18 protein-coding genes, 2 tRNA genes and 1 pseudogene are annotated in these 22830 nt (G+C 67.7%); 14 read left to right on the plus strand and 7 right to left on the minus strand.

Annotation, left to right across the window (positions count from 1 at the left end; translation table 11 throughout):
• Positions 1-445: 445 nt before the first annotated feature.
• From dnaN to A5727_RS10280, 11 genes and pseudogenes are all read left to right on the plus strand, one after another.
• Positions 446-1642 (plus strand): DNA polymerase III subunit beta, encoded by a 1197-nt coding sequence (dnaN, locus tag A5727_RS10230; protein WP_068248568.1) that lies wholly within the window; start codon positions 446-448, stop codon positions 1640-1642.
• Positions 1643-1688: 46 nt separating this feature from the next.
• The gene (gene gnd / locus A5727_RS10235; RefSeq protein ID WP_068248534.1) at positions 1689-2582 is read left to right on the plus strand and encodes a phosphogluconate dehydrogenase (NAD(+)-dependent, decarboxylating); all 894 of its coding nucleotides are present in this window, start codon (positions 1689-1691) and stop codon (positions 2580-2582) included.
• Between the two features lie 9 nt (positions 2583-2591).
• Positions 2592-3737, plus strand: coding sequence for a DNA replication/repair protein RecF (recF, locus tag A5727_RS10240; protein WP_068248535.1), 1146 nt, complete (start codon positions 2592-2594; stop codon positions 3735-3737).
• The gene (locus tag A5727_RS10245; protein ID WP_068248537.1) at positions 3734-4312 is read left to right on the plus strand and encodes a DUF721 family protein; all 579 of its coding nucleotides are present in this window, start codon (positions 3734-3736) and stop codon (positions 4310-4312) included. The genes recF and A5727_RS10245 overlap by 4 nt, the downstream gene beginning before the upstream one ends.
• Before the next feature lie 199 nt (positions 4313-4511).
• Positions 4512-6533 carry a DNA topoisomerase (ATP-hydrolyzing) subunit B gene (gene gyrB / locus A5727_RS10250; RefSeq protein WP_068248538.1) on the plus strand — a complete coding sequence of 674 codons (2022 nt, stop codon included), beginning with the start codon at positions 4512-4514 and terminating at the stop codon, positions 6531-6533.
• 358 nt (positions 6534-6891) lie between these two features.
• A pseudogene (locus A5727_RS10255) lies at positions 6892-7842 on the plus strand (MinD/ParA family ATP-binding protein); the annotation flags it as partial.
• Between the two features lie 7 nt (positions 7843-7849).
• The gene (locus A5727_RS10260) at positions 7850-8977 is read left to right on the plus strand and encodes a MinD/ParA family ATP-binding protein (protein WP_231992022.1); all 1128 of its coding nucleotides are present in this window, start codon (positions 7850-7852) and stop codon (positions 8975-8977) included.
• A 121-nt stretch (positions 8978-9098) separates the two neighbouring features.
• Complete coding sequence (gene gyrA / locus A5727_RS10265) at positions 9099-11624, plus strand: DNA gyrase subunit A (RefSeq protein WP_068248542.1); 2526 nt, start codon at positions 9099-9101, stop codon at positions 11622-11624.
• A gap of 22 nt (positions 11625-11646) precedes the next feature.
• Positions 11647-12501 carry a DUF3566 domain-containing protein gene (locus A5727_RS10270; protein ID WP_068248546.1) on the plus strand — a complete coding sequence of 285 codons (855 nt, stop codon included), beginning with the start codon at positions 11647-11649 and terminating at the stop codon, positions 12499-12501.
• Between the two features lie 75 nt (positions 12502-12576).
• Positions 12577-12650: transfer RNA gene (locus A5727_RS10275), tRNA-Ile, on the plus strand.
• Between the two features lie 134 nt (positions 12651-12784).
• Positions 12785-12857, plus strand: a tRNA-Ala gene (locus A5727_RS10280).
• A gap of 8 nt (positions 12858-12865) precedes the next feature.
• Here the strand turns inward: A5727_RS10280 and cwsA are convergent.
• The gene (cwsA, locus tag A5727_RS10285) at positions 12866-13294 is read right to left on the minus strand and encodes a cell wall synthesis protein CwsA (protein WP_068248547.1); all 429 of its coding nucleotides are present in this window, start codon (positions 13292-13294) and stop codon (positions 12866-12868) included.
• Positions 13295-13389: 95 nt separating this feature from the next.
• On the opposite strand from cwsA, the gene A5727_RS10290 reads away from it, so the two are divergent.
• On the plus strand, positions 13390-13938 hold the full coding sequence (locus tag A5727_RS10290) for a peptidylprolyl isomerase (protein WP_068248549.1): 549 nt from the start codon (positions 13390-13392) through the stop codon (positions 13936-13938).
• A gap of 90 nt (positions 13939-14028) precedes the next feature.
• Here the strand turns inward: A5727_RS10290 and A5727_RS10295 are convergent, their stop codons facing one another.
• A complete protein-coding gene (locus A5727_RS10295) occupies positions 14029-14454 on the minus strand; it encodes a PH domain-containing protein (RefSeq protein WP_068248551.1) in 426 nt (141 codons plus the stop codon).
• 147 nt (positions 14455-14601) lie between these two features.
• Positions 14602-14865: a cell division protein CrgA gene (crgA, locus tag A5727_RS10300; protein WP_068248552.1), complete on the minus strand. Its 264-nt coding sequence runs from the start codon at positions 14863-14865 to the stop codon at positions 14602-14604.
• Positions 14866-14974: 109 nt separating this feature from the next.
• Between crgA and A5727_RS10305 the strand changes: the two genes are divergently transcribed.
• Positions 14975-15745 (plus strand): DUF881 domain-containing protein, encoded by a 771-nt coding sequence (locus A5727_RS10305; RefSeq protein WP_068248553.1) that lies wholly within the window; start codon positions 14975-14977, stop codon positions 15743-15745.
• A gap of 72 nt (positions 15746-15817) precedes the next feature.
• Positions 15818-16507 (plus strand): aminodeoxychorismate/anthranilate synthase component II, encoded by a 690-nt coding sequence (locus A5727_RS10310; protein WP_068248557.1) that lies wholly within the window; start codon positions 15818-15820, stop codon positions 16505-16507.
• Here the strand turns inward: A5727_RS10310 and pknB are convergent.
• The 4 genes from pknB to A5727_RS10330 all read right to left on the minus strand — a co-directional run bounded on the left by pknB (position 16473) and on the right by A5727_RS10330 (position 22669).
• Entirely contained in the window at positions 16473-18341 is a 1869-nt protein-coding gene (gene pknB, locus A5727_RS10315; RefSeq protein WP_068248561.1) for a Stk1 family PASTA domain-containing Ser/Thr kinase, read from the minus strand. The two genes, A5727_RS10310 and pknB, sit on opposite strands and share 35 nt — an antisense overlap.
• Positions 18341-19681, minus strand: a complete 1341-nt coding sequence (locus A5727_RS10320) for a protein kinase domain-containing protein (protein WP_068248562.1) — start codon at positions 19679-19681, stop codon at positions 18341-18343. The genes pknB and A5727_RS10320 overlap by 1 nt, the downstream gene beginning before the upstream one ends.
• Before the next feature lie 103 nt (positions 19682-19784).
• On the minus strand, positions 19785-21260 hold the full coding sequence (gene pbpA / locus A5727_RS10325) for a D,D-transpeptidase PbpA (RefSeq protein WP_068248563.1): 1476 nt from the start codon (positions 21258-21260) through the stop codon (positions 19785-19787).
• Positions 21257-22669: an FtsW/RodA/SpoVE family cell cycle protein gene (locus A5727_RS10330; protein WP_068248565.1), complete on the minus strand. Its 1413-nt coding sequence runs from the start codon at positions 22667-22669 to the stop codon at positions 21257-21259. Before A5727_RS10330 ends, pbpA begins: the two co-directional genes overlap by 4 nt.
• Between the last annotated feature and the right edge of the window lie 161 nt (positions 22670-22830).

Below are 22830 nucleotides of genomic sequence, written 5' to 3' on the forward strand. Positions count from 1 at the left end.
ACAACCTGCCGACTATTCAGTGACAGCTGCGCACACGAGTGGAGAACTCGCAGACTCTGCACAGCTGGCGCCGGCCGTCCGCAGTGTCATCCACCGACCCTGCACACCCTCCTGGGGCCTCTGGTCTGCGCCGACCCACACTCATCCACAGCTTCCACAGCCCCTATTACTGTTACTCCGTTATCTCTCTAGAAAGCTCTTCAGAAACAGGCCGTTGGGGAGAGCTGATGCACAGCACCTGTTCCCGTCCATGACCTGCGTGTCAATGCGCACATGTCACCCCGATCGAATAGCTTTCAAGTTGAGGGTGAAAGCTCTACGGTTGTTCTTCGACTGCGGTTACGGTCATCGGGTCGGGGGCGCCCCTTGGGGGTCGTACCTGGACAATGACAGGATGCTCCGCAGTCGGAGCTTGTGTGTGGAATGACGAAGGGACGTTATGGCCGTGGATGGGCCGACTACGACGGTCGGCGCCGACTTGAAGTGCCGTCTGGTTCGAGACGACTTCGCCGACGCAGTGGCATGGGTGGCAAGAAACCTTCCGTCGAGGCCGACGGTGCCGGTGTTGGCTGGTGTGCTGCTCACCGGCACTGAAGAGGGTCTGACGGTTTCCGGATTCGACTACGAAGTGTCCGCCGAAGTGCAGGTCGCAGCCGAAATCGCTTCTACGGGAAGCGTTTTGGTTTCAGGACGGCTGCTGTCGGACATCACCAGGGCGTTGCCGGCCAAACCCGTCGACGTCAGTGTCGAGGGCACCCGGGTGTCGTTGACCTGCGGAAGCGCGCGATTCTCCCTGCCGACCATGGCCGTCGAGGACTACCCCACCCTTCCGGCACTGCCCGAGGAGACCGGTGTGGTGCCCTCGGACCTGTTCTCGGAGGCGATCGGCCAGGTCGCCGTGGCCGCGGGCAAGGATGACACGTTGCCGATGCTCACCGGCATCCGCATGGAGATCTCCGGTGAGACAGTGGTTTTGGCCGCCACTGACCGATTCCGTCTCGCCGTCCGCGAGTTGACCTGGTCGGCGACGCGCGCAGACACCGAAGCCGCCGTGCTGGTGCCGGCCAAGACACTGGCCGAGGCCGCCAAGACCGGCGCGGCAGGAGCCGAGGTCCATCTGTCGCTGGGCGCCGGTGCCACCGTCGGCAAGGAGGGCCTGCTGGGCATCCACAGCGCCGGCAAGCGAAGCACCACTCGTCTGCTGGATGCCGAGTTCCCGAAATTCCGCCAGCTGTTGCCGGCCGAGCACACCGCGATCGCCACGCTCGGGGTTTCGGAGCTGACCGAGGCGATCAAGCGTGTGGCCCTGGTCGCCGACCGCGGCGCCCAGGTCAGGATGGAGTTCAGCGACGGCCTGCTGCGGCTGTCGGCCGGTGCCGACGATGTCGGTCGCGCGGAGGAGGACCTGCCGGTGGACTTCGCCGGTGAGCCCCTGACCATCGCATTCAATCCGACTTACCTCACGGACGGACTCGGTTCGCTGCACTCGGATCGGGTGTCGTTCGGGTTCACCACGCCGAGCAAGCCCGCGGTTCTGCGGCCGGCCCCCTCCGAGGATGAACTGATCAGCGGCACCGGTCCGTTCCCGGCGGTGCAGACGGACTACGTGTACCTGTTGATGCCGGTCCGGCTGCCGGGTTGATGTCGTGACCCGCGACTGCCAGAACTGACTGGGAAAGGGGTCCTCGATGCAGCTGGGTCTTGTCGGGCTCGGAAAAATGGGCTTCAACATGCGCGAGCGCCTGCGCCGCGGCGGCCACACCGTGATCGGGTACGACCCCCGACCGGAGGTCACCGACGTGGCCACGCTCGCCGATCTGGCAGCGCAGCTGCCCGGACCCCGAGTGGTCTGGGTCATGGTGCCCTCGGGTCCGGTCACCGATGGGACGATCCGCTCCCTGGCTGACGTCCTCGAACCCGGCGACCTGGTGATCGACGGCGGAAACTCGCGCTACACCGAGGACGGTCCGCACTCGAAGTTGTTGGCGGACAAGGGTATCGCATTCATCGACGCCGGAGTGTCCGGCGGTGTGTGGGGTCTGGACGAGGGTTACGGCCTGATGGTCGGCGGCTCCGATGCCGACGTCGCGCGGGCCATGCCGATCTTCGACACCCTGCGCCCCGCGGGCCCGCTGGCGGACGGATTCGTCCACGCCGGCCCGGTCGGTGCTGGTCACTACGCGAAGATGGTGCACAACGGCATCGAATACGGCCTGATGATGGCCTACGCCGAGGGCTATGAACTGCTGGCCGCGGAGGATCTCATCGCGGATCCGCAGGCCGTGATCCAGGCCTGGACCAACGGCACCGTCGTCCGGTCGTGGCTGCAGCAGCTGCTGGCCAAGGCCTTGGCCGAGGATCCAGGCCTGGCGGGGATCTCCGGTTACACCGAGGACTCCGGTGAGGGCAGGTGGACCGTGGAGGAGGCGATCACTCACCGTGTCCCCACCCCCGTGATCGCGGCTTCGCTGTTCGCGAGATTCGCTTCACGGCAAGAGGATTCACCGACAATGAAAGCCGTCTCGGCATTGCGTAACCAGTTCGGCGGTCACGCGGTGAAACGGGTCGGCCTGTCCGGATAGGTTGAGCCGGTGTACGTGCGGCAGGTGGCTCTGCGGGATTTCCGCTCGTGGCCCTCACTCGACCTCGAACTGAGCCCGGGGCGCACTGTCTTCATCGGCCAGAACGGGTTCGGCAAGACGAATATCATTGAAGCACTGTGGTATTCGTCGACTCTTGGATCCCATCGGGTGGCATCGGACGCCCCTCTGATCCGGGCCGGCGCGGACCGCGCGGTGGTCTCGACGATCGTGGTCAGCGACGGCCGCGAGATGGCGGTCGACCTGGAGATCACCTCCGGACGGGCCAACAAGGCCCGTCTGAACCGGTCTCCGGTGCGCAGCACACGCGAGGTCCTCGGTGTGCTGCGCGCGGTGATGTTCGCACCCGAAGATCTGACGCTGGTGCGTGGGGATCCCAGTGATCGGCGGCGCTACCTCGACGAGTTGGCGATCATTCGCCGGCCGAGAATCGCTGCGGTGCGGGCGGATTACGACAAAGTGGTCAAGCAACGCACCGCACTCCTGAAGTCCGCGGCCGGTGCCAGATACGGATCCCGCGGGGACGCCGGGGTCGAGCAGACCCTCGAGGTCTGGGACGGCCACCTCGCCGCGCACGGTGCGGAGCTGATGGCGGCGCGGCTGGAACTCGTGGGCGAACTCGCGCCGGAGGTGGAGAAGGCCTACCAGCTGCTGGCGCCGGCCTCGCGGCCCGCGAGCATCTCCTACCGGGCCAGCATCGACTGTGCACCCGGCGCGACGGTCGACGTGCTGCGGGAGGCGCTGCTGGAGGGGCTCGCCCAGCGCCGGCGCGCGGAACTCGACCGTGGGGTGTGCCTCGTCGGCCCCCACCGGGACGATCTGGACCTGATGCTCGGTGACCATCCCGCCAAGGGATTCGCCAGCCACGGTGAATCGTGGTCCATGGCCCTGGCGCTGCGACTGGGCTCCTATGAACTGCTGCGGTCCGAGGGTGCCGAACCGGTTCTGCTGCTCGATGACGTGTTCGCCGAACTCGACTCCGCCCGTCGGCAGGCGCTGGCCGGTGTCGCGGCGGCGGCCGAACAGGTGCTCGTCACCGCCGCGGTGGCCGAGGACATCCCGTCGGACTGGGATGCCCGTCGTATCGGGGTGACGATGAAAGACAGTGACCAGGGCCGGATTTCGGAGTTGATATGAGTCCCGACGAATCACAGCCGACCGACGAGGACAGAGGGTTTGAGCCGCCCGCGCATCTGGCCGGTCTCAAAGGCATGGATCTGGTCCGGCGCACCCTCGAGGAGGCGCGGGGCGCGGCACGGGATCAGGGTAAGGATGTGGGACGCGGTGGGCACTCCCCCGCGCCTCGCGGGACGGTCAACCGGCGGCGACGCAGCTGGTCTGGACCCGGTCCGGACAGCCGGGATCCCCAACCGCTCGGAGCGGCCACCTCAGAACTGGCCAAGAGCCGCGGCTGGAAGACAAAGGTCGCAGAGGGCGCGGTGTTCGGGCAGTGGGAGTCCGTCGTCGGAGAACAGATCGCCGAGCATGCGACTCCGACGGTGCTGCGTGACGGGGTGCTCAGTGTGTCCGCGGAGAGCACCGCGTGGGCGACTCAGTTGCGGATGGTGCAGGCCCAGCTGTTGGCGAAGATCGCCGCCGCGGTCGGCGACGGTGTGGTGACGTCGCTGAAGATCACCGGTCCGACCGCACCGTCCTGGCGGAAAGGGCCGCGGCACATCTCGGGGCGCGGCCCCCGTGACACGTATGGCTGAGAGCGTTCAGAACGTTGCCGCACAGCGCCGGGGCGTGATCTGCTGCGGTCAGTCGAGAAAATCTGCGGACGGCGAAATGAGATGGTCGGAAACGCCGCCAGAGCATGGGGCCGGTCGGCTTGTGCAGGTAGACTGATGTCAACACCTGCCGCGGCGCCTAGGCCGCGCGCATGCGACCCCCGAGGAGAACGCGCTAATCGTGGCTGCCCAAAAGCAACAGGATCAGTATGGTGCCGATTCGATCAAGGTTCTCGAAGGGCTTGAGGCGGTCCGGAAACGCCCCGGCATGTACATCGGGTCGACCGGGGAACGCGGCCTGCATCACCTGATCTGGGAGGTCGTCGACAACGCGGTCGACGAGGCGATGGCCGGCTACGCCTCAGAGGTCAACGTTCGAATCCTCGAGGACGGCGGGGTCGAGGTCACCGACGACGGCCGCGGCATCCCGGTCGCCATGCACGCGACGGGCATGCCGACCATCGACGTCGTCATGACCGTCCTGCACGCCGGCGGAAAGTTCGAAGAGGGTGCCTACAGCGTCTCCGGCGGCCTGCACGGCGTCGGTGTCTCCGTGGTCAACGCCCTGTCCACCCGGCTCGAGGCGGACGTCCGCACCGACGGCCACGAATGGTTCCAGACCTACGAGCGGTCGGTCCCCGGGACCCTTCGCCAGGGTGAGAAGACCAAGAAGACGGGCACCACGATCCGGTTCTGGGCAGACCCGGACATCTTCGAGACCACCACCTATGACTTCGAGACCATCGCGCGTCGCCTGCAGGAGATGGCCTTCCTGAACAAGGGCCTGACCATCACGCTGTCCGACGAGCGCGTCACCGTCGCCGAGGTCGTCGACGAGGTGGTCAGCGACACAGCCGAAGCCCCGAAGAGCGCGGAGGAGAAGGCCGCCGAGGCCTCCGCCACCCACAAGGTCAAGCAGCGCACCTTCCACTACCCGGGTGGTCTGGTGGACTTCATCAAGCACATCAACCGCACCAAGCAGGCGATCCATCAGAGCATCATCGGGTTCGAGGGCAAGGGCAGCGGCCACGAGGTCGAGATCGCGATGCAGTGGAACGCCGGCTACTCGGAGTCGGTGCACACGTTCGCCAACACCATCAACACCCACGAGGGCGGCACCCACGAAGAGGGTTTCCGTGCCGCGCTGACCTCCGTGGTCAACCGGTACGCCAAAGACAAGAAGCTGATCAAGGACAAGGATCCCAACCTCACCGGTGACGACATCCGCGAGGGCCTGGCGGCGGTGATCTCGGTCAAGGTCAGCGACCCGCAGTTCGAGGGTCAGACCAAGACCAAACTCGGCAACACCGAGGTCAAGTCGTTCGTCCAGAAGGTGTGCAATGAGCAGCTCACCCACTGGTTCGAGGCCAACCCCGCCGAGGCGAAAACTGTGATCAACAAAGCGGTTTCGTCGGCCCAGGCGCGGATGGCCGCACGTAAGGCCCGTGAGCTGGTGCGCCGCAAGAGCGCCACCGACATCGGTGGCCTGCCCGGAAAGCTGGCCGACTGCCGCTCGACTGATCCCAGCAAGTCGGAACTGTATGTGGTGGAGGGCGATTCCGCCGGTGGCTCGGCCAAGAGTGGCCGCGACTCCATGTTCCAGGCGATCCTGCCGTTGCGCGGCAAGATCATCAACGTCGAGAAGGCGCGCATCGACCGGGTGCTGAAGAACACCGAAGTGCAGGCGATCATCACCGCGCTGGGCACCGGCATCCACGACGAGTTCGACATCTCCAAGCTGCGTTACCACAAGATCGTCCTGATGGCCGACGCCGACGTCGACGGCCAGCACATCTCGACGCTGCTGTTGACGCTGCTGTTCCGGTTCATGCGTCCGTTGATCGAGAACGGCCATGTGTTCCTGGCGCAGCCGCCGCTGTACAAGCTCAAGTGGCAGCGCAGCGAACCCGAGTTCGCCTACTCCGACCGGGAACGCGACGGCCTGCTCGAGGCCGGTAAGGCGGCGGGTAAGCGGATCAACGTCGACGACGGCATTCAGCGGTACAAGGGTCTGGGCGAGATGGACGCCAAGGAACTGTGGGAGACCACGATGGACCCGTCGGTGCGGGTGCTGCGTCAGGTCACCCTCGACGACGCGGCCGCGGCCGACGAACTGTTCTCGATCCTGATGGGTGAGGACGTCGAGGCTCGCCGCAGCTTCATCACCCGCAACGCCAAGGATGTTCGCTTCCTCGACGTGTGATGCCGGTTCCGCCGTGCCAGTGCGGTGGGCGTGACACACGGGACAGGTGCGGCACCTGGGGGGACGATGCCATGGAACAGTGGCGCGTCAATATCGCCTCATCGTTAGCTGGGCAAGGCGTTTGGGCGAAGTCTGAGTACCATACTGACCGTTGCGTAAGGACAGGCACGACGTCTCGGGGGTTCGGGTGGGCGAAGACAGCGGAACAGCTGAAGTCAGAATTCGCCATGATGCGGTCAGCAATCCAGCGTTCGAGTCGTTCGGCCATGTGCCGGGCCCGGCCGGATTCCTCGACGAGACGATGCGCCCCGGCCGGCACTCCGTGACGCGCCACGCCGGGCCCGGGCAGAACGGCGTGTACCGGGTACCACCCCCACTGGACGCCGCGGTCCTGTTCAACCGTGTCCCCGCTCCCCCGCAGTCGGGCTGGCGCAGGGCTGTGCACACGCTCACCGCGGGCCGGATCAATCCAGGACAGTCGGCGCGTCAGCGCGAGCACGCGCAGAAACTCGAGCGCATCGCCGCACCCATCACCGGAGACTTCCGCCTGGCGGTGCTGTCGATCAAGGGCGGGGTCGGCAAGACCACGACGACACTGGGCCTCGGTTCGGTGTTCGCACGAAACCGGACGGATCGGGTCATCGCCGTCGACGCCAACCCCGACCGCGGCACCCTGGCCCAACGCGTACAGGAACATTCGACGGCGACGGTCGGCGGGCTGCTCGCCGACCCGTTGATCGAGCGGTACTCCGATGTCCGGGCGTACACACGGGGATCGAACAGTCGACTCGAGGTGCTCGGCAGCGATCCGGACCCGTCGGTCGCCGACGCGTTCGGCGAAGCCGACTACCGGCGTGCCGTCGAGGTGCTGCACAACTACTACAGCATCATCCTCAGCGACTGCGGCACCGGAATCATGCACTCGGCGATGGCCGGCGTGCTGGATCTCGCGCACGCCGTCGTGGTGGTCTCCGCCCCCTCGCTGGACTCCATGAAGAGTGCCGCGGCGACACTGAAATGGCTTACGCTGCACGGATATTCCGGTCTGTCCCGGGAATCCCACCTGGTGATCAGCGCATCCCGGCCCGGCTCCTCGGGACTGCAGCTGGACAAGGTCGAGGAACACTTCGCGGCCCGGTGCCGGTCGATCCACCTGATCCCGTTCGACCCCCATCTCGCCGAGGGTGGTGAGGTCGACATCGACCTGCTCAGGCCCGCGACCCACAACGCCTATGTCGATGTGGCCGCCGCGATCGCCGAACGGTTCGTGGTCCCCGGCCCGGCCCACACACCCGTCGCCACCCGGTGAGCCCGCCGTGACCGAAGCCGTCGACGACAACACCGCGCCCCGCCCCCTGATGGGAGCACCGCAGGCCCCGTCCGAACCGGACGATCCGCCGACCGAACTGATCCCGCGGATCGTGGAACACCCGGCCGAGCCGGTGGCTCCGGTGCTGCCGCTGCCCGTGTGCGGTGCCCAGCATCCGTACCCGGCACCCCTCACACCCGTCGGACCCCTGCCGTATCCGCCTCCGGAACTGCCGCGTACCCCACGCGTGCGGCGGAAGCCGGCGAGTGGATGGCGCCGGATGGTGCACACCCTGACCGGGGGGTTGATCAACCTCGGCGACTCCCCGAAGGACCGATGGCGCCGAGAGCTGACGCTGCGAGCGGCGGCACCCACGCCGGGCGACTATCGGATCGCGGTGCTGTCGCTCAAGGGCGGGGTCGGGAAGACCACGACGACCGTCGCGTTGGGGGCCACCCTGGCTGCGATCCGGGGGGACCGGGTGATCGCCGTCGACGCGAATCCCGACTTCGGGACCCTGGCGCAACGTGGGCCCGACGGTGTCGCCTCGACCGTGCGCGACGTGCTGTCAGACACCCGCATCGCCAGGTACTCGGATGTGCAGGCACACACCGTGCAGACCGAGAGCAGATTGGAAATCCTTGCTTCAGAACAGGATCCGGCCGCTTCGGAGACGTTCTCGGCGTTGGATTACAAGCGCCTGATCGAGATCCTGCACCGGTACTACAACATCATCCTGACCGACTGCGGCACGGGACTGGTGCACTCCGCGATGCGCGGCGTGCTCGGGGAGGCCAATGCCGTGGTGTTGGTGACCTCACCGGCCGCTGACAGCGTGCGCAGCACCGCGGCGACCCTGGACTGGCTGGCCTTCCACGGCCACCAGCAGTTGGCCGCGACGGCGACGGTGGTCGTCAGCGGCGCCCAGCCCGGTGTCTCGGGCAAAGAGGTGGCTCCGGTGCTGGCGTATTTCGCGCGGCGGGCGCGCTCGGTGCACTACGTGCCGTTCGACGAACACCTGGCCGAGGGGGCCGAAGTCGTGCGTGCGCGCATGAGCCGGGCCGCCCAGGACGCGTTCCTGGGCATCGCCGCGGCGCTCGCCGACGGGTTCGGTCGGGCAGAAGTGCGGCGTTGAAGTGTGGCGGGTCACCAGCGCGGACGAACTGAACCACTAGACTGGAGGGGTTGGCAAGACCGGCGTGCGCCGGTGTGCCGGTGGTCCCGCTGACCGGTGACCGCCTGGGAACGAGGAGCGAATGACAGACACGACGCTGCCGCCTGGAGACGATTCGACCGATCGCATCGAACCTGTCGACATCCAGCAGGAGATGCAGCGCAGCTACATCGACTACGCCATGAGCGTGATCGTGGGCCGCGCGCTGCCCGAAGTGCGCGACGGACTCAAGCCGGTGCACCGCCGCGTGCTCTACGCCATGTACGACTCGGGCTTCCGACCGGACCGCAGCCACGCCAAGTCGGCGCGTTCGGTGGCCGAGACCATGGGCAACTACCACCCGCACGGTGACGCCTCGATCTACGACACCCTGGTCCGGATGGCCCAGCCGTGGTCGCTGCGCTACCCACTGGTGGACGGACAGGGCAACTTCGGTTCGCCGGGCAACGACCCGCCAGCCGCCATGCGTTACACCGAGGCCCGGCTGACGCCGCTGGCCATGGAGATGCTGCGTGAAATCGACGAGGAGACAGTCGATTTCATCCCGAACTACGACGGCCGGGTGCAGGAGCCGACGGTTCTGCCGAGCCGGTTCCCGAACCTGTTGGCCAACGGTTCGGGCGGCATCGCGGTGGGTATGGCGACCAACATCCCGCCGCACAACCTCGGTGAGTTGGCCGAGGCCGTGTACTGGTGCCTGGAGAACTTCGACGCCGACGAGGAAGCCACGCTTGAGGCGGTCATGGAGCGGGTCAAGGGCCCGGACTTCCCCACCCACGGCCTGATCGTCGGCTCGCAGGGCATCCAGGACGCCTACCGGACCGGGCGCGGCTCGATCCGGATGCGCGGTGTCGTCGAGATCGAAGAGGACAGCAAGGGCCGCACCTCACTGGTCATCACCGAGCTGCCCTACCAGGTCAACCACGACAACTTCATTACCTCGGTCGCCGAGCAGGTTCGCGATGCGAAGCTCGCCGGCATCTCCAACATCGAAGACCAGTCCAGTGACCGGGTGGGTCTGCGGATCGTCATCGAACTCAAGCGTGACGCCGTGGCCAAGGTGGTGCTGAACAACCTCTACAAGCACACCCAGCTGCAGACCAGCTTCGGTGCCAACATGCTGTCGATCGTCGACGGGGTGCCGCGCACGCTGCGCCTGGACCAGATGATCCGGTACTACGTCGACCATCAGCTCGACGTGATCGTCCGACGCACCCGGTACCGGTTGCGCAAGGCCAACGAGCGGGCCCACATCCTGCGCGGTCTGGTCAAGGCCCTCGACGCCCTCGACGAGGTCATAGCCCTGATCCGGGCATCGGCCAACGCCGATGTCGCGCGTGCCGGCCTGATCGAGCTGCTCGATGTCGACGAGATCCAGGCCCAGGCCATCCTCGACATGCAGCTGCGCCGGCTGGCGGCCCTGGAACGGCAGCGCATCATCGACGACCTGGCCAAGATCGAGGCCGAGATCGCCGACCTCGAGGACATCCTGGCCAAGCCGGAACGGCAGCGCGCGATCGTCCGCGACGAACTCAAGGAGATCGTCGACAAACACGGCGACGAGCGCCGGACCCGGATCATCGCCGCCGACGGCGACGTCACCGACGAGGACCTCATCCAGCGTGAGGACGTCGTCGTCACGATCACCGAGACCGGTTACGCCAAGCGCACCAAGACGGACCTGTACCGCAGCCAGAAGCGCGGCGGCAAGGGCGTGCAGGGTGCCGGCCTCAAGCAGGACGACATCGTGGCGCACTTCTTCGTGTGCTCGACCCACGACTGGATCCTGTTCTTCACCACGCAGGGCCGGGTGTACCGGGCCAAGGCCTACGACCTGCCGGAGATGACGCGCACCGCGCGCGGTCAGCACGTGGCGAACCTGCTGGCGTTCCAGCCCGAGGAGCGGATCGCCCAGGTGATCCAGCTGAAGAGCTACGAGGATGCGCCCTACCTGGTGCTGGCCACCCGCAACGGGCTGGTGAAGAAGTCCAGGCTGGTCGACTTCGACTCGAACCGCTCCGGTGGCATCGTCGCGATCAACCTGCGCGAAGGCGACGAGTTGGTCGGCGCGGTGCTGTGCTCGGCGGAGAACGATCTGCTGCTGGTCAGCGCGCTCGGCCAGTCGATCCGGTTCTCGGCCACCGACGAGGCGCTGCGGCCGATGGGCCGAGCGACCTCCGGTGTGCAGGGCATGCGGTTCAACGAGGACGACAGCCTGTTGTCCCTCAATGTGGTGCAGGACGACACCTACCTGTTGGTGGCGACGGCCGGCGGCTACGCCAAGCGCACCGCGATCGACGAGTACACGGTGCAGGGCCGCGGCGGCAAGGGCATCCTGACGATCCAGTACGACCGCAAGCGTGGAAGGCTGGTCGGGGCGCTGATCGTCGACGATGACAGCGAGCTGTACGCCATCACCTCCAGCGGCGGTGTGATCCGCACGGCGGCACGGCAGGTGCGCAAGGCCGGTCGACAGACCAAGGGTGTTCGGTTGATGAACCTCGGTGAGGGCGACACACTGTTAGCCATCGCGCGCAACGCCGAGGAGAGCGAAGAGTCGGCGGACGCCGACGTCGAGACCGGCGAAGCCGCCGAGACCGACGAGTAGCGGGCAGACGGACGGAGCAGGTGTGAGTTCACCGAACGAACTGGGCCATCCGGGCCCCGGCGACAACGCCGGCAGCGGTGATGGTCTGGTCGAGCGGACGGGGCCCCGAGCGGCGGCCCCGACCGGCCGGCTGTCGGAGTCGGGGGAGGCCCCGCCGTGGCAGCGCGGTGCGAGCCGCACCCAGCAGTCCGGTCCGGCTCGGGCGCCCAAGTCCGACCCACCGACCCGGGAGATCAAGCCCGAGCCACGGCCCGCGCCGGCCGAGTCGGAGAACCGGATCAGCCGCTACGTCACGGGCACGGCGGCGCCCGCGGCTCTGCAGCAGCAGAACGCCACCGCCACCACGACCCAGACCGACGCCAACCGCAACAAGGAGTACGCCAGCGAGCTGCCGGATCTGTCGGGGCCCATGCCCCGGCCGCCGCAGCGTCGGGAGTCCCCTGAACGCGAACAGCCGGGCACTTCCCGGCCGTCATCCGGCGCCCGCGTGCAGGTCGCACCCCGGGCCAAGGCCGGTCCGGTGCGCGCCAGCATGCAGATCCGGCGCATCGACCCGTGGAGCACCTTGAAGGTGTCCCTGCTGCTGTCGGTGGCGCTGTTCTTCGTGTGGATGATCGCCGTCGCGTTCCTGTATCTGGTGCTCGGCGGCATGGGGGTGTGGAGCAAGCTCAACAGCAACGTCGGAGACCTCCTGACGAGCACGAGCGGCAGCGGCGGAGAACTCGTGTCCAGCGGCACGATCTTCGGTGGTGCACTGTTGATCGGTCTTCTCAACATCGTCGTGCTGACCGCGATGGCGACGATCGGTGCGTTCATCTACAACCTGTCGACCGACATCGTCGGCGGCGTGGAGGTCACGCTCGCGGACCGCGAGTAGCGGCGAGCGTCGAGGCCCCGAGCACGCGTTTTGTTGGTAGGGCAGCTCGTACGGTAATCTCGGCGCTCGGTATGAGGGCCTATAGCTCAGGCGGTTAGAGCGCTTCGCTGATAACGAAGAGGTCGGAGGTTCGAGTCCTCCTAGGCCCACAATGAAACGGCTGGTGATTCTCGCGGTCGTGGTCGCGGCGGTTGCCGCAGTGCTACGGTCACGGCAGCGCGCAGATGTCTGGCACGCTGTGGACGGCACGACAGCGGACCGTCCACCCGCCTGATTCAGGTACGGGGCCTTAGCTCAGTTGGTAGAGCGCTGCCTTTGCAAGGCAGATGTCAGGAGTTCGAATCTCCTAGGCTCCACTCTTCTTTCACGGCTTCGGGTCGACCTGCACGCTCGGCGGCAGGGTCGACGGCTCCGGACGCGATGCGCGGCGCCGCACCACCGCGAAGGCGGCCCCCCCAAGAACCAGTGTGGCTCCGACGGCACCGGCGATCACCCAGGGGCGCCGGCTCGCGTGCCGGTTGGCCCGCGCCTCGCGGAACGCATCGGGCAGATCGGCCAGGACCTCCCCCGCCGCAGCCAGATCCCGCGCGACGGCCTCCTGCGCCGCCTCCAGCTCCCTGCGCAGCTGGCCGTCCTGGTACCGCCTGCGCAGCCCTGAGACGGCCGCAGCGACGGCCTGGGCGCCGAGCCCGACGGATCCCCGGGCCACGTCGACCGGACCGGACGCGGTGCGTGCGAGGCCCTGGCCGAGGCGGCGGGCCGGGGTGAGCCTGTTCTCTGTGCTGGCGGTCATAACGCACCTCTCTGATGTGTGATGCCATGCTGGCATATCAGCCTGTGGCACCGTGGTCGATCTCAGGTGGCCCGGTCGAGCCGGGCCGACCGATAGTGGCAGACTGTAAAACCGTGACTACGAGCCCCATTCAGACTGCCACCGCCACGCTGCACACCAACCGCGGCGACATCAAGATCGCGCTGTTCGGAAACCACGCCCCCAAGACCGTGGCCAACTTCGTCGGACTGGCCCAGGGCACGAAGGAGTACTCGACGGAGAATGCGTCGGGCAGCACCTCGGGTCCGTTCTACGACGGTGCCGTGTTCCACCGCGTCATCGACGGTTTCATGATCCAGGGCGGCGACCCCACGGGCACGGGCCGCGGCGGCCCGGGCTACAAGTTCGCCGACGAGTTCCACGGTGAGTTGCAGTTCGACAAGCCGTACCTGCTGGCCATGGCCAACGCCGGGCCGGGGACCAACGGATCGCAGTTCTTCATCACCGTGGTGCCGACTCCGCACCTGAATCGCCGGCACACCATCTTCGGTGAGGTCGTCGATCCGGAGTCGCAGAAGGTCGTCGACGCCATCGCCACCACCGCGACCGATCGTGCCGACCGGCCGACCGAGCCGGTGGTGATCGAGTCGATCACGATCGCTTAATTCTTCTCGTCGCGAGCGTGCGCGTTCCCGGCACACCATTCGGCGTGTCCGCCGGGGGCGCCCACGCTCGCGGTGTGTTTATGGGGTGAGTCAGGGCTTGGCGTAGCCCGCGGCGGTCAACGCGTCGAGGACCTCGAGCGGGTCGGTCCCGAGGTCCCAGCGGGTGAAGACGCGCAGGCGATCATCATGGGTGTCGATCTCGAGCATCTGCACGCGGCGGCCGATACGCCGGAACTCCGTGATCCTGATCAGCCTGATGTCCTCGCGCCGCAACGTAACTGTGCCCCGCAGTCCGCGGACCGCGAGCCCGTCGTCGGAGATTGCCAGCTTCGGGCGCGCCAGCCAAGAACTCGTTGCAAATAGAAGTAACCCGGCCGCGGCAACGCCGATCAGGATGCGTCCGGGCACGTCTGTGACCAGTGTCACACAGGCGACGGCCATCACAAGGCCGCCTAAACCAAGGGCCACGACACCGGCTGGCCGGGGGGCCCAGCTTGTTTGCTGAGAGGGATTCATAGGCACTCTTACCACTGCATATGCAGTTATCCACAAGCGCTATCAACAATGGGGATGAATAACACGCGTGTGATTGTGTCGGCGCCTCGCCGGAAGGTTAGTGACGCGAACTATCAACGAATGAATTCATCTTGCGGCGGGGCTCGTTCAGCGCCACCGCATGGTGAGCAAAAGGCCCGCGATCATGAAAGCAAAGGCGATCGCGTAGTTCCACGGGCCGAGATCGGCCATCCACGGCAGGGACGACGAGGCCAGCTGGAACACCAGAAGCCAGACCAGGCCGATCAGCATCAACCCGACGAACAACACGACGAACCAGGTGCTCGACGGGCCAGCCTTGACCTTGACCGGGGTCCGGCTCACAGGGTTGATCGTGAAGTCGTTCTTCTTGCGGACCTTGGACTTGGGCATGGCTACCTTCGCTGAGGGATGAGCTGGTGCGACGATGGACACCGCGGCAGGATCGCCTAGAGCCTAACGCAGCGGCACACGCACTTCCGAAACTCCAGGAGTCCAGGCCATGACCCAGACCGCGGCCCCCACGGATCGGCCGGATCGGGCGCGCTCACGCTGGCGATACGGCGTCCCCGTGGTGTGCCTGTTGGCCGGTGTCCTGCTGGCGGCGACGCACGGCGTCTCCGGCGGCGACGAGATCCGGCGCAGTGACGCGCCCCGCCTCGTCGACCTGGTCCGCGAGACCCAGTCGTCGATGGACCGGCTCGCGGCCGAGCGCGATGCGCTGACGGAGCAGATCGACTCGACTCACGGGAAGTTCTCCGACTCGGCGCTGGCGGCCATGCAGGCCAGGTCGCAGCAGTTGGCGGCCGAAGCCGGATTCGAGCCGGCGCGCGGCCCCGGTCTCGTCGTCACGATGACCGACGCGCAGCGGGACGCCAACGGCCGGTTCCCGCGCGACGCCTCCCCCGACGACCTCGTGGTGCACCAGCAGGACATCCTGGCCGTGGTCAACGCGCTGTGGAGTGCGGGCGCCGAGGCCATCCAGATGCAGGACCAGCGGCTGCTGCCCACCTCTGCCCCGCGTTGCGTCGGCAACACCCTGCTGCTCAACGGCCGCACCTACAGCCCGCCGTACCGCATATCGGCGATCGGGGACGTCGGGGCCATGCAGAGCGCGTTGGCGGCGGCGCCGTTGGTGACGCTGTACAAGCAGTACGTGATCCGCTTCGGCCTGGGATACACCGAGGAGGCCGACGGAGATCTGGAGATCGTCGGGCACGCCGCGCCGCAGCGCCTGCGCTATGCGACGCCGACGGGCCCGCTCGGCTACTGAGGCCCCCTCCCCCGCCGCCCTCCCCCGCTCGTCGAGGTGAAGGGGGCTCTCAGAGCCGGGTAGCCTGTGCCGATGCAGGTTTTGGTCGTCGACAACTACGACAGCTTCGTGTTCAACCTGGTGCAGTACCTGGGCCAGCTTGGGGTGCACGCGCAGGTCTGGCGTAACGACGACGACCGGTTGGCCGACGCGGATGTCGTCGCCGAGCAGTTCGACGGGCTCCTGCTGAGCCCCGGCCCCGGCACCCCGGAACGCGCGGGCGCCACCATCGACCTGGTGCATGCCAGCGCGCGGCACAAGACCCCGGTGCTCGGAGTGTGCCTGGGACACCAGGCGATCGGCGTGGCATTCGGCGGCACAGTCGACCGCGCCCCCGAACTGCTGCACGGTAAGACCAGCACCGTGTTCCATCGGAACACGAGTGTGCTGCAGGGCCTTCCGGATCCGTTCACGGCGACCCGGTATCACTCCCTGACGATCCTGCCTGAGACGCTGCCGGATGAGCTGGAGGTCACCGCGCAGACCCGCAGCGGCATCATCATGGGGGTCCGGCACCGCGAACTGCCGATCCACGGCGTGCAGTTCCACCCGGAGTCCATCCTGACCGAGGGCGGCCACCGCATGCTCGCCAACTGGCTGGGCTTCTGCGGCGAGGCACCGCCCGAGTCATTGGTGCGCCGGTTGGAGACCGAGGTGGCCGACGCGGTCGCGGCGGCCACCAACCGTCCTACGACGCGAAGCTCAGCGAGATCGGCGAGTTGAAGTTGACTCCGGAGCCCGGCGACGGGCTCTGGGTCACCACAGCATTGCTGCGCTGACCGCTGTTGTCGACGTTGTTGCCCTTGATCAGCACACCCGTCCATCCCAGCGCCCGCAGCGTCGGGTAGGCGTCGTCCCAGAACTGCCCGATCAGGTTGGGCATCACGAACTGGTTGCCGCGCGACACCTGCAGTTCGACCACCGAATCCAGCGGCACGGTCTCCCCCGTCCGCGGATTGGTGCCGATCACCGTGCCGGCCGCAGCCGTGCTGTCGACCTCGACCTGAGCGATCCGGGTGAACCCGTAGACCGACAGGTTCCGCGTGGCGACGTCGATGCTCTGCCCGCTGACGTCGGGGATGCCCTTGGTCTCCGGGCCCGACCCGACGATCACCGTGATCTCGTTGGTGATGGCCGAGGTCTGGTTGGCCGGCGGATTGGTGCCGATCACCTTGTCCTTGAGCTCGGGCGTCGACGGCGAGTTGGCCTGCTTGAACACCGTGAAGCCGGCCGCCTTGAGCTTGCGCACCGCGTCGCCGTAGGACAGCTGCGCCACATCCGGCACTTCGCGCTGCTCGGGCCCGGTCGAGACGTTGATGGTGATCTCGTCGCCGGCACCCGCCGAGGTGTTGGCCGGCGGGTCGGTGCTGATCACGTGATCGGGCGGGACCTCGGAGTCGGGCTTCTGCGCAGTGCGGGTCTTGAAGCCGCGGTTCTGCAGCGTCGCGATCGCGTCGGCCGACACCACGCCGCTGACGTCGGGCACCTGCACGTCGCGCGTCGATCCGCCGAACACGTTGATCGCGATGGTCACCACGACGGTGAGCACCGCGAGCACCGCGACCGCGGACAGCCAGCGGGCCACCGAACGCCGGGACCCGTCGGTGTAGTCCCGTTGCCGTGGCATCTGTTCGGTGTGGTCGCCGCGGTAGGCGGGCGGGGACGACAGCATCGACGAGCGCTCGTCGTCGGTGAGCACCTTGGGCGCCTCCGGCGCCTCCCCGTTGTGCACGCGCACCAGATCGGCGCGCATCTCGGCGGCCGACTGATAGCGGTTGTCGGGGTTCTTCGCCAGCGCCTTGAGGACGACGGCGTCGAGTTCCGGACCGATGCCGGGATGCCGCTGCGACGGCGGCACCGGATCCTCCCGGACATGCTGGTAGGCCACCGCGACGGGTGAGTCACCGACGAAAGGTGGTTCCCCGGTGAGCATTTCGTACAGCACGCAGCCGAGCGAGTAGACGTCGGAGCGCGCGTCGACGGCTTCACCTCGGGCCTGCTCGGGTGAGAGGTACTGCGCGGTGCCGATCACCGCGGCGGTCTGCGTCACGCGATGCTGCGCATCGGCGAGCGCACGGGCGATGCCGAAGTCCATCACCTTCACCGCGCCGGCCTTGCTGATCATGATGTTGGCCGGCTTGACGTCGCGGTGGATGATGCCGTGGGTGTGGCTGAAGTTCAGCGCCTGGCACGCGTCGGCGATCACCTCGATGGCGCGCTTGGGCGGCATCGGGCCGTCGTTGTGCACGATGTCGCGCAGCGTCACACCGTCGACGTACTCCATCACGATGTAGGGCAGCGGACCGGTGGCCGTCTCGGCCTCGCCGGTGTCGTAGACCGCGACGATCGCGGGATGGTTCAGCGCGGCAGCGTTCTGCGCTTCGCGCCGGAACCGCAGGTAGAAGCTGGGGTCGCGGGCCAGGTCGGCGCGCAGCACCTTGACCGCGACATCGCGGTGCAGGCGGGTGTCGCGGGCCAGGTGCACCTCTGACATCCCGCCGAACCCGAGGATTTCGCCGAGTTCGTAGCGGCCGGAGAGCAGCTCAGGGGTGGTCATCACACAATCTCGTCGTCTGGGAGCACGACTGGTCGTGCGGAGTCGGGTTGGGCGCCGCTCACCTCAAGGATGATCGGGCCCGGCTGTTGTCCAGCATCCCCGGTCCGTGATCCCGGAGTCCAATCCGGTGACCAGCTGGACGGCTCCACCGGCGCCTCACCGGCCGGTGACTCCGCCGGCGGCTCGGTGGCCGTCTCCTGGCCGGGGGTGATCGTGTTGGTCACGGTCGGCGGCGGCTGCTGCTGGTTGAGGCGGCCGTCGCGGGCGTTGACGACGATGAGGACCGCGATGACGATCGCCAGCGCACCCAGGACACCGGCGGCCCACAGCAGCGCACGCTGACCCGAGGAGAACGTGCGACGCGGCGGCGGTGTGCGGTGGCTGCCGGAGGTCGGCCGGGGCCGGGCGGCGGAGGCGGGGGCGACCGCGCGGCTTGCGGTGGTCGACGGGATGGCGGCCGGAGCCGCGCGCCCGATTGTCGGTGCGGCGTTGGGCCGCGGTGGGCGCCGACCCGCCCGCACGGCCGCGACCGCGTCGGCGAACGGACCGCCGGACTTGTAGCGCATGCCCGGGTTCTTGGCCAGCGTGATCTCGATCAGTTCACGCACATTCGGCGGCAGGTCCGCCGGCAGCGGTGCCGGCGTCTCCTTGATGTGCTTCATCGCGACCGTCAGGGCGCCGTCGCCGGTGAAGGGACGCTTGCCCGACACCGCCTCGTAGCCCACGACGCCGAGTGAGTACACGTCGCTGGCCGCGGTGGCGTCATGGCCCAGGGCCTGCTCGGGGGCGATGTACTGCGCGGTGCCCATGACCATGCCGGTCTGGGTGACCGGCGCGGCGTCGACGGCCTTGGCGATGCCGAAGTCGGTCAGCTTCACCTGGCCGGTCGGGGTGATCAGGATGTTGCCGGGCTTGACGTCGCGGTGCACCAGACCGGCCGAATGGGCCACCTGCAGCGCGCGCCCGGTCTGTTCGAGCATGTCCAGGGAGTGCCGCAGCGACAGACGGCCCGTGCGCTTGAGCACCGAGTTCAGCGGCTCGCCGTTGACCAGTTCCATGACGAGGTAGGCCGTGCGGCCCTCGCCGTCGATCTCGGTCTCGCCGTAGTCGTGCACGCTGGCGATGCCTGGGTGGTTGAGCATCGCCACGGTGCGGGCCTCGGCCCGGAACCGTTCGACGAACTCGGGGTCGGACGAGTACTCGGCCTTGAGCACCTTGACCGCCACACGACGGCCCAACCGGCTGTCGACGGCTTCCCAGACCTGGCCCATACCGCCGGTGGCGATGAGGCGCTGGAGCCGGTAGCGGCCGGACAGCGTGACACCGACACGGGGACTCATGGCAGGGCTCCCACTCGCTCGTTCCTCGCTCGCGGTCGCCTGCGGGGGCTCATGGGCTTGGCTCCCACTTGCTCGTTCCTCGCTCGCGGTCCCCTGGGCGGGCTCATGATCCTCCCTGAAGTGCCGCCGAGATCACGGCACGGCCAATGGGCGCCGCGACTGCACCGCCGGTTGCGGACAGTCGGTCGCCGCCGTTCTCCACCAGCACCGCGAGGGCGACCTTCGGGTCCTGCGCGGGCGCGAAGGCGATGTACCACGCGTGCGGTGGAGTGTTGCGCGGATCGGTTCCGTGCTCGGCGGTGCCGGTCTTGGACGCGATCTGCACGCCCGGGATGGCCCCCGTCTGTTGAGTGAACTGCTCGGCACCGATCATCAAATCCGTAAGTTTAGCCGCGACCTGCGGCGACACGGCACGGCGCTGCTCGACGGGCGTGGTGGTGGCGATGTTCGCCAAGTCCGGGCCCTTGAGGCTGTCGATCAGATACGGCTGCATGATCACACCCTTGTTGGCGATCGCGGCAGCGACCAGTGCGTTCTGCAGAGGCGTCATTGAGACGTCGCGCTGCCCGATCGAGGACATCGCCAGCGCGGCGCGGTCCGGGATCGGCCCGACCGTCGACTCCGCGACCTGCAGCGGGATCGGGTCCTGCGGATTGTCGAGGCCGAACGACGAGGCCGCGTTGCGCAGCGAATCCGCGCCCAGGCGCAGCCCGAGCTGGACGAACGCGGTGTTGCACGAGCGCGCGAACGCCTCCTGCAGGGACGTCGTCTGGCCGGATCCGCAGGGTGCGCCGCCGTAGTTCTCCAGCGTCACGGTGCTGTCCGGCAGTGGCACCGACGGCAGCGCGGTCAGGCGTTCGTCCTCGGTGATGCCGGACTGCAGGGCCGCCGCGGTGGTGATCACCTTGAACGTCGACCCGGGTGGGTAGCGCTCGGAGAGGGCCCGATTGCTCAACGGGTCGGCGGGGTCGTCGCGCAGTTCCTCCCACGCCGCCGACTGGGCGGCGGTGTCGTGGGTGGCCAGGCGGTTGGGGTCATACGACGGCGCGGACACCAGCGACAGGATCTTGCCGGTCTTCGGATCGAGCGCGACGACGGCTCCCCTGCACCCGCCGTCACAGCCCTGTTGCATGGCGTCGAACGCGGCCTGCTGGACGCGGGGCACGATCGTGGTCGCGACGCTGCCGCCGCGGGGATCGCGGCCGGTGAAGAAGTCGGCCAGCCGGCGGCCGAAGAGGCGCTGATCGGATCCGTTGAGGATGGAGTCCTCAGCGCGCTCCAGACCGGTGCTCGAATAGCTCAGCGAGTAGAACCCGGTGATCGGGGCGTACATGTTGGGGTTCGGGTACACGCGCAGGTAGCGGTACCGGCCCGTCGTCGACACCGAGTAGGCCATCAGTTGGCCGCCCGCGGAGATCTGGCCGCGCTGCCGGGAGTACTCATCGAGCAGCACGCGCTGGTTGCGCGGGTCGGCACGCAGACCGTCGGCGGTGAACACCTGGGTCAGGGTCGCGTTCAGAAGCAGCAGCACGACCAGGGCCATCAAGGTCATGGACACACGGCGCAATGAGGTGTTCATACCTTCTCGATCACCTCGGTGCTGGCCGCCGCGATGGGCGGCTGGGCCGCGGGCAGCGGTGCGGTGACGATCGGCCGGCGCGCGCCGTGCGAGATTCGGATCAGGATCGCCAGCAGCAGATAGTTGGCCACCAGTGAGGAGCCGCCGTAGGACATCCAGGGGGTGGTGAGGCCGGTCAGCGGGATCAGGTTGGTGACGCCGCCGACGACGATGAACAGCTGGATGCCCAGCGTGGCGGCCAGTCCGGCGGCGAGCAGCTTGCCGAAGCTGTCGCGCACGGCGATCGCGGTGCGCAGCCCGCGGATGATGACGATGGTGTAGAGCATCAGCACGCCGGCCAACCCGACCAGGCCGAGTTCCTCACCGACCGCGGCGATGATGAAGTCGGTCGAGGCCGCCGGGACCGTGCCGGGCTGACCGTTGCCCAGACCGGTACCGAACACTCCCCCGGTCGCGAAGCTGAACAGGGCCTGCACTGTCTGGTGGCCGGCGCCGTCGGGATCGGCGAACGGGTCCAGCCAGTTCTGCACCCGCACCCGCACGTGACCGAACAGGAAGTAGGCCACCACGCTGCCGGCGGCGAACAGGGCCAGGCCGATGGCGACCCAGCTGAATCGGTCGGTGGCGACGTAGACCATCGCCAGGAACGACGCGTACAGCAGGAGTGAGGTTCCGAGGTCCTTCTCGAAGACCATGACGCCCACCGACACGATCCACACCACCAGCATCGGGGCCAGGTCGCGCGGGCGCGGCAGGTCCAAACCCAGGACGTGCTTGCCAGCGCTGGTGAACAGGTTGCGCTTGGACACCAGCACCGACGCGAAGAAAATCAGCAGCAGGATCTTGGAGAACTCGGCGGGCTGAATCGAGAAGCCCTCGAACCGGATCCAGATCTTGGCGCCGTACTCCTCGGAGTATTTGGCGGGCAGCACGGCGGGGATCGCCAGCAGCACCAGCGCGACGAGTCCCAGGACGTAGCCGTAGCGGGCCAACTGCCGGTGATCCTTGAGCAGCACCACCACCAGAACGAAACCGATGACGCCGACCAGCGTCCACAGCAGCTGCTGATGGGCGGTCGGCGTCGAGTCGTCGACGCCGACCTGCACCAGGTCCAGTCGGTGGATCATCACCAGGCCCAGGCCGTTGAGCAGCGCGACCACAGGCAGCAGAAGCGGATCGGCGTAGGGCGCGAAACGCCGGATGGCCAGGTGCGCAGCGCCGAACAGCACCAGGAAACCCCCGGTGAACGCCAGCAGGTCCAGGGACACGCCCTGCTCCTGATTCACCTCGACGAGCAGCAGCGCCACGGTCGTGATCGCGGCCGCGAAGCACAGCAGCAGCAGTTCGGCGTTACGCCGATTGGGCAGCGGCGGCACCACCGTGACCGGGGACTGGGGCGCGGTGCTCATAGGCGGTCCGCTCGGTGCGCGCTCATGCCGCCGCCCGGCAATCCGTCCCCGGTTTCTGTGGCGCCGGAGGCAGGGTCGTCACGGTGGTGGGCGGAGGGGCCGGCGCGGGTGGCTTCTCCGAACCCGATGTGGGCGCGGGCGTTTCGGCCGGAGTTTCGGTC

Origin of the sequence: Mycobacterium sp. ACS4331 (assembly GCF_001667265.1) — a bacterium.
Lineage (GTDB): Bacteria > Actinomycetota > Actinomycetes > Mycobacteriales > Mycobacteriaceae > Mycobacterium.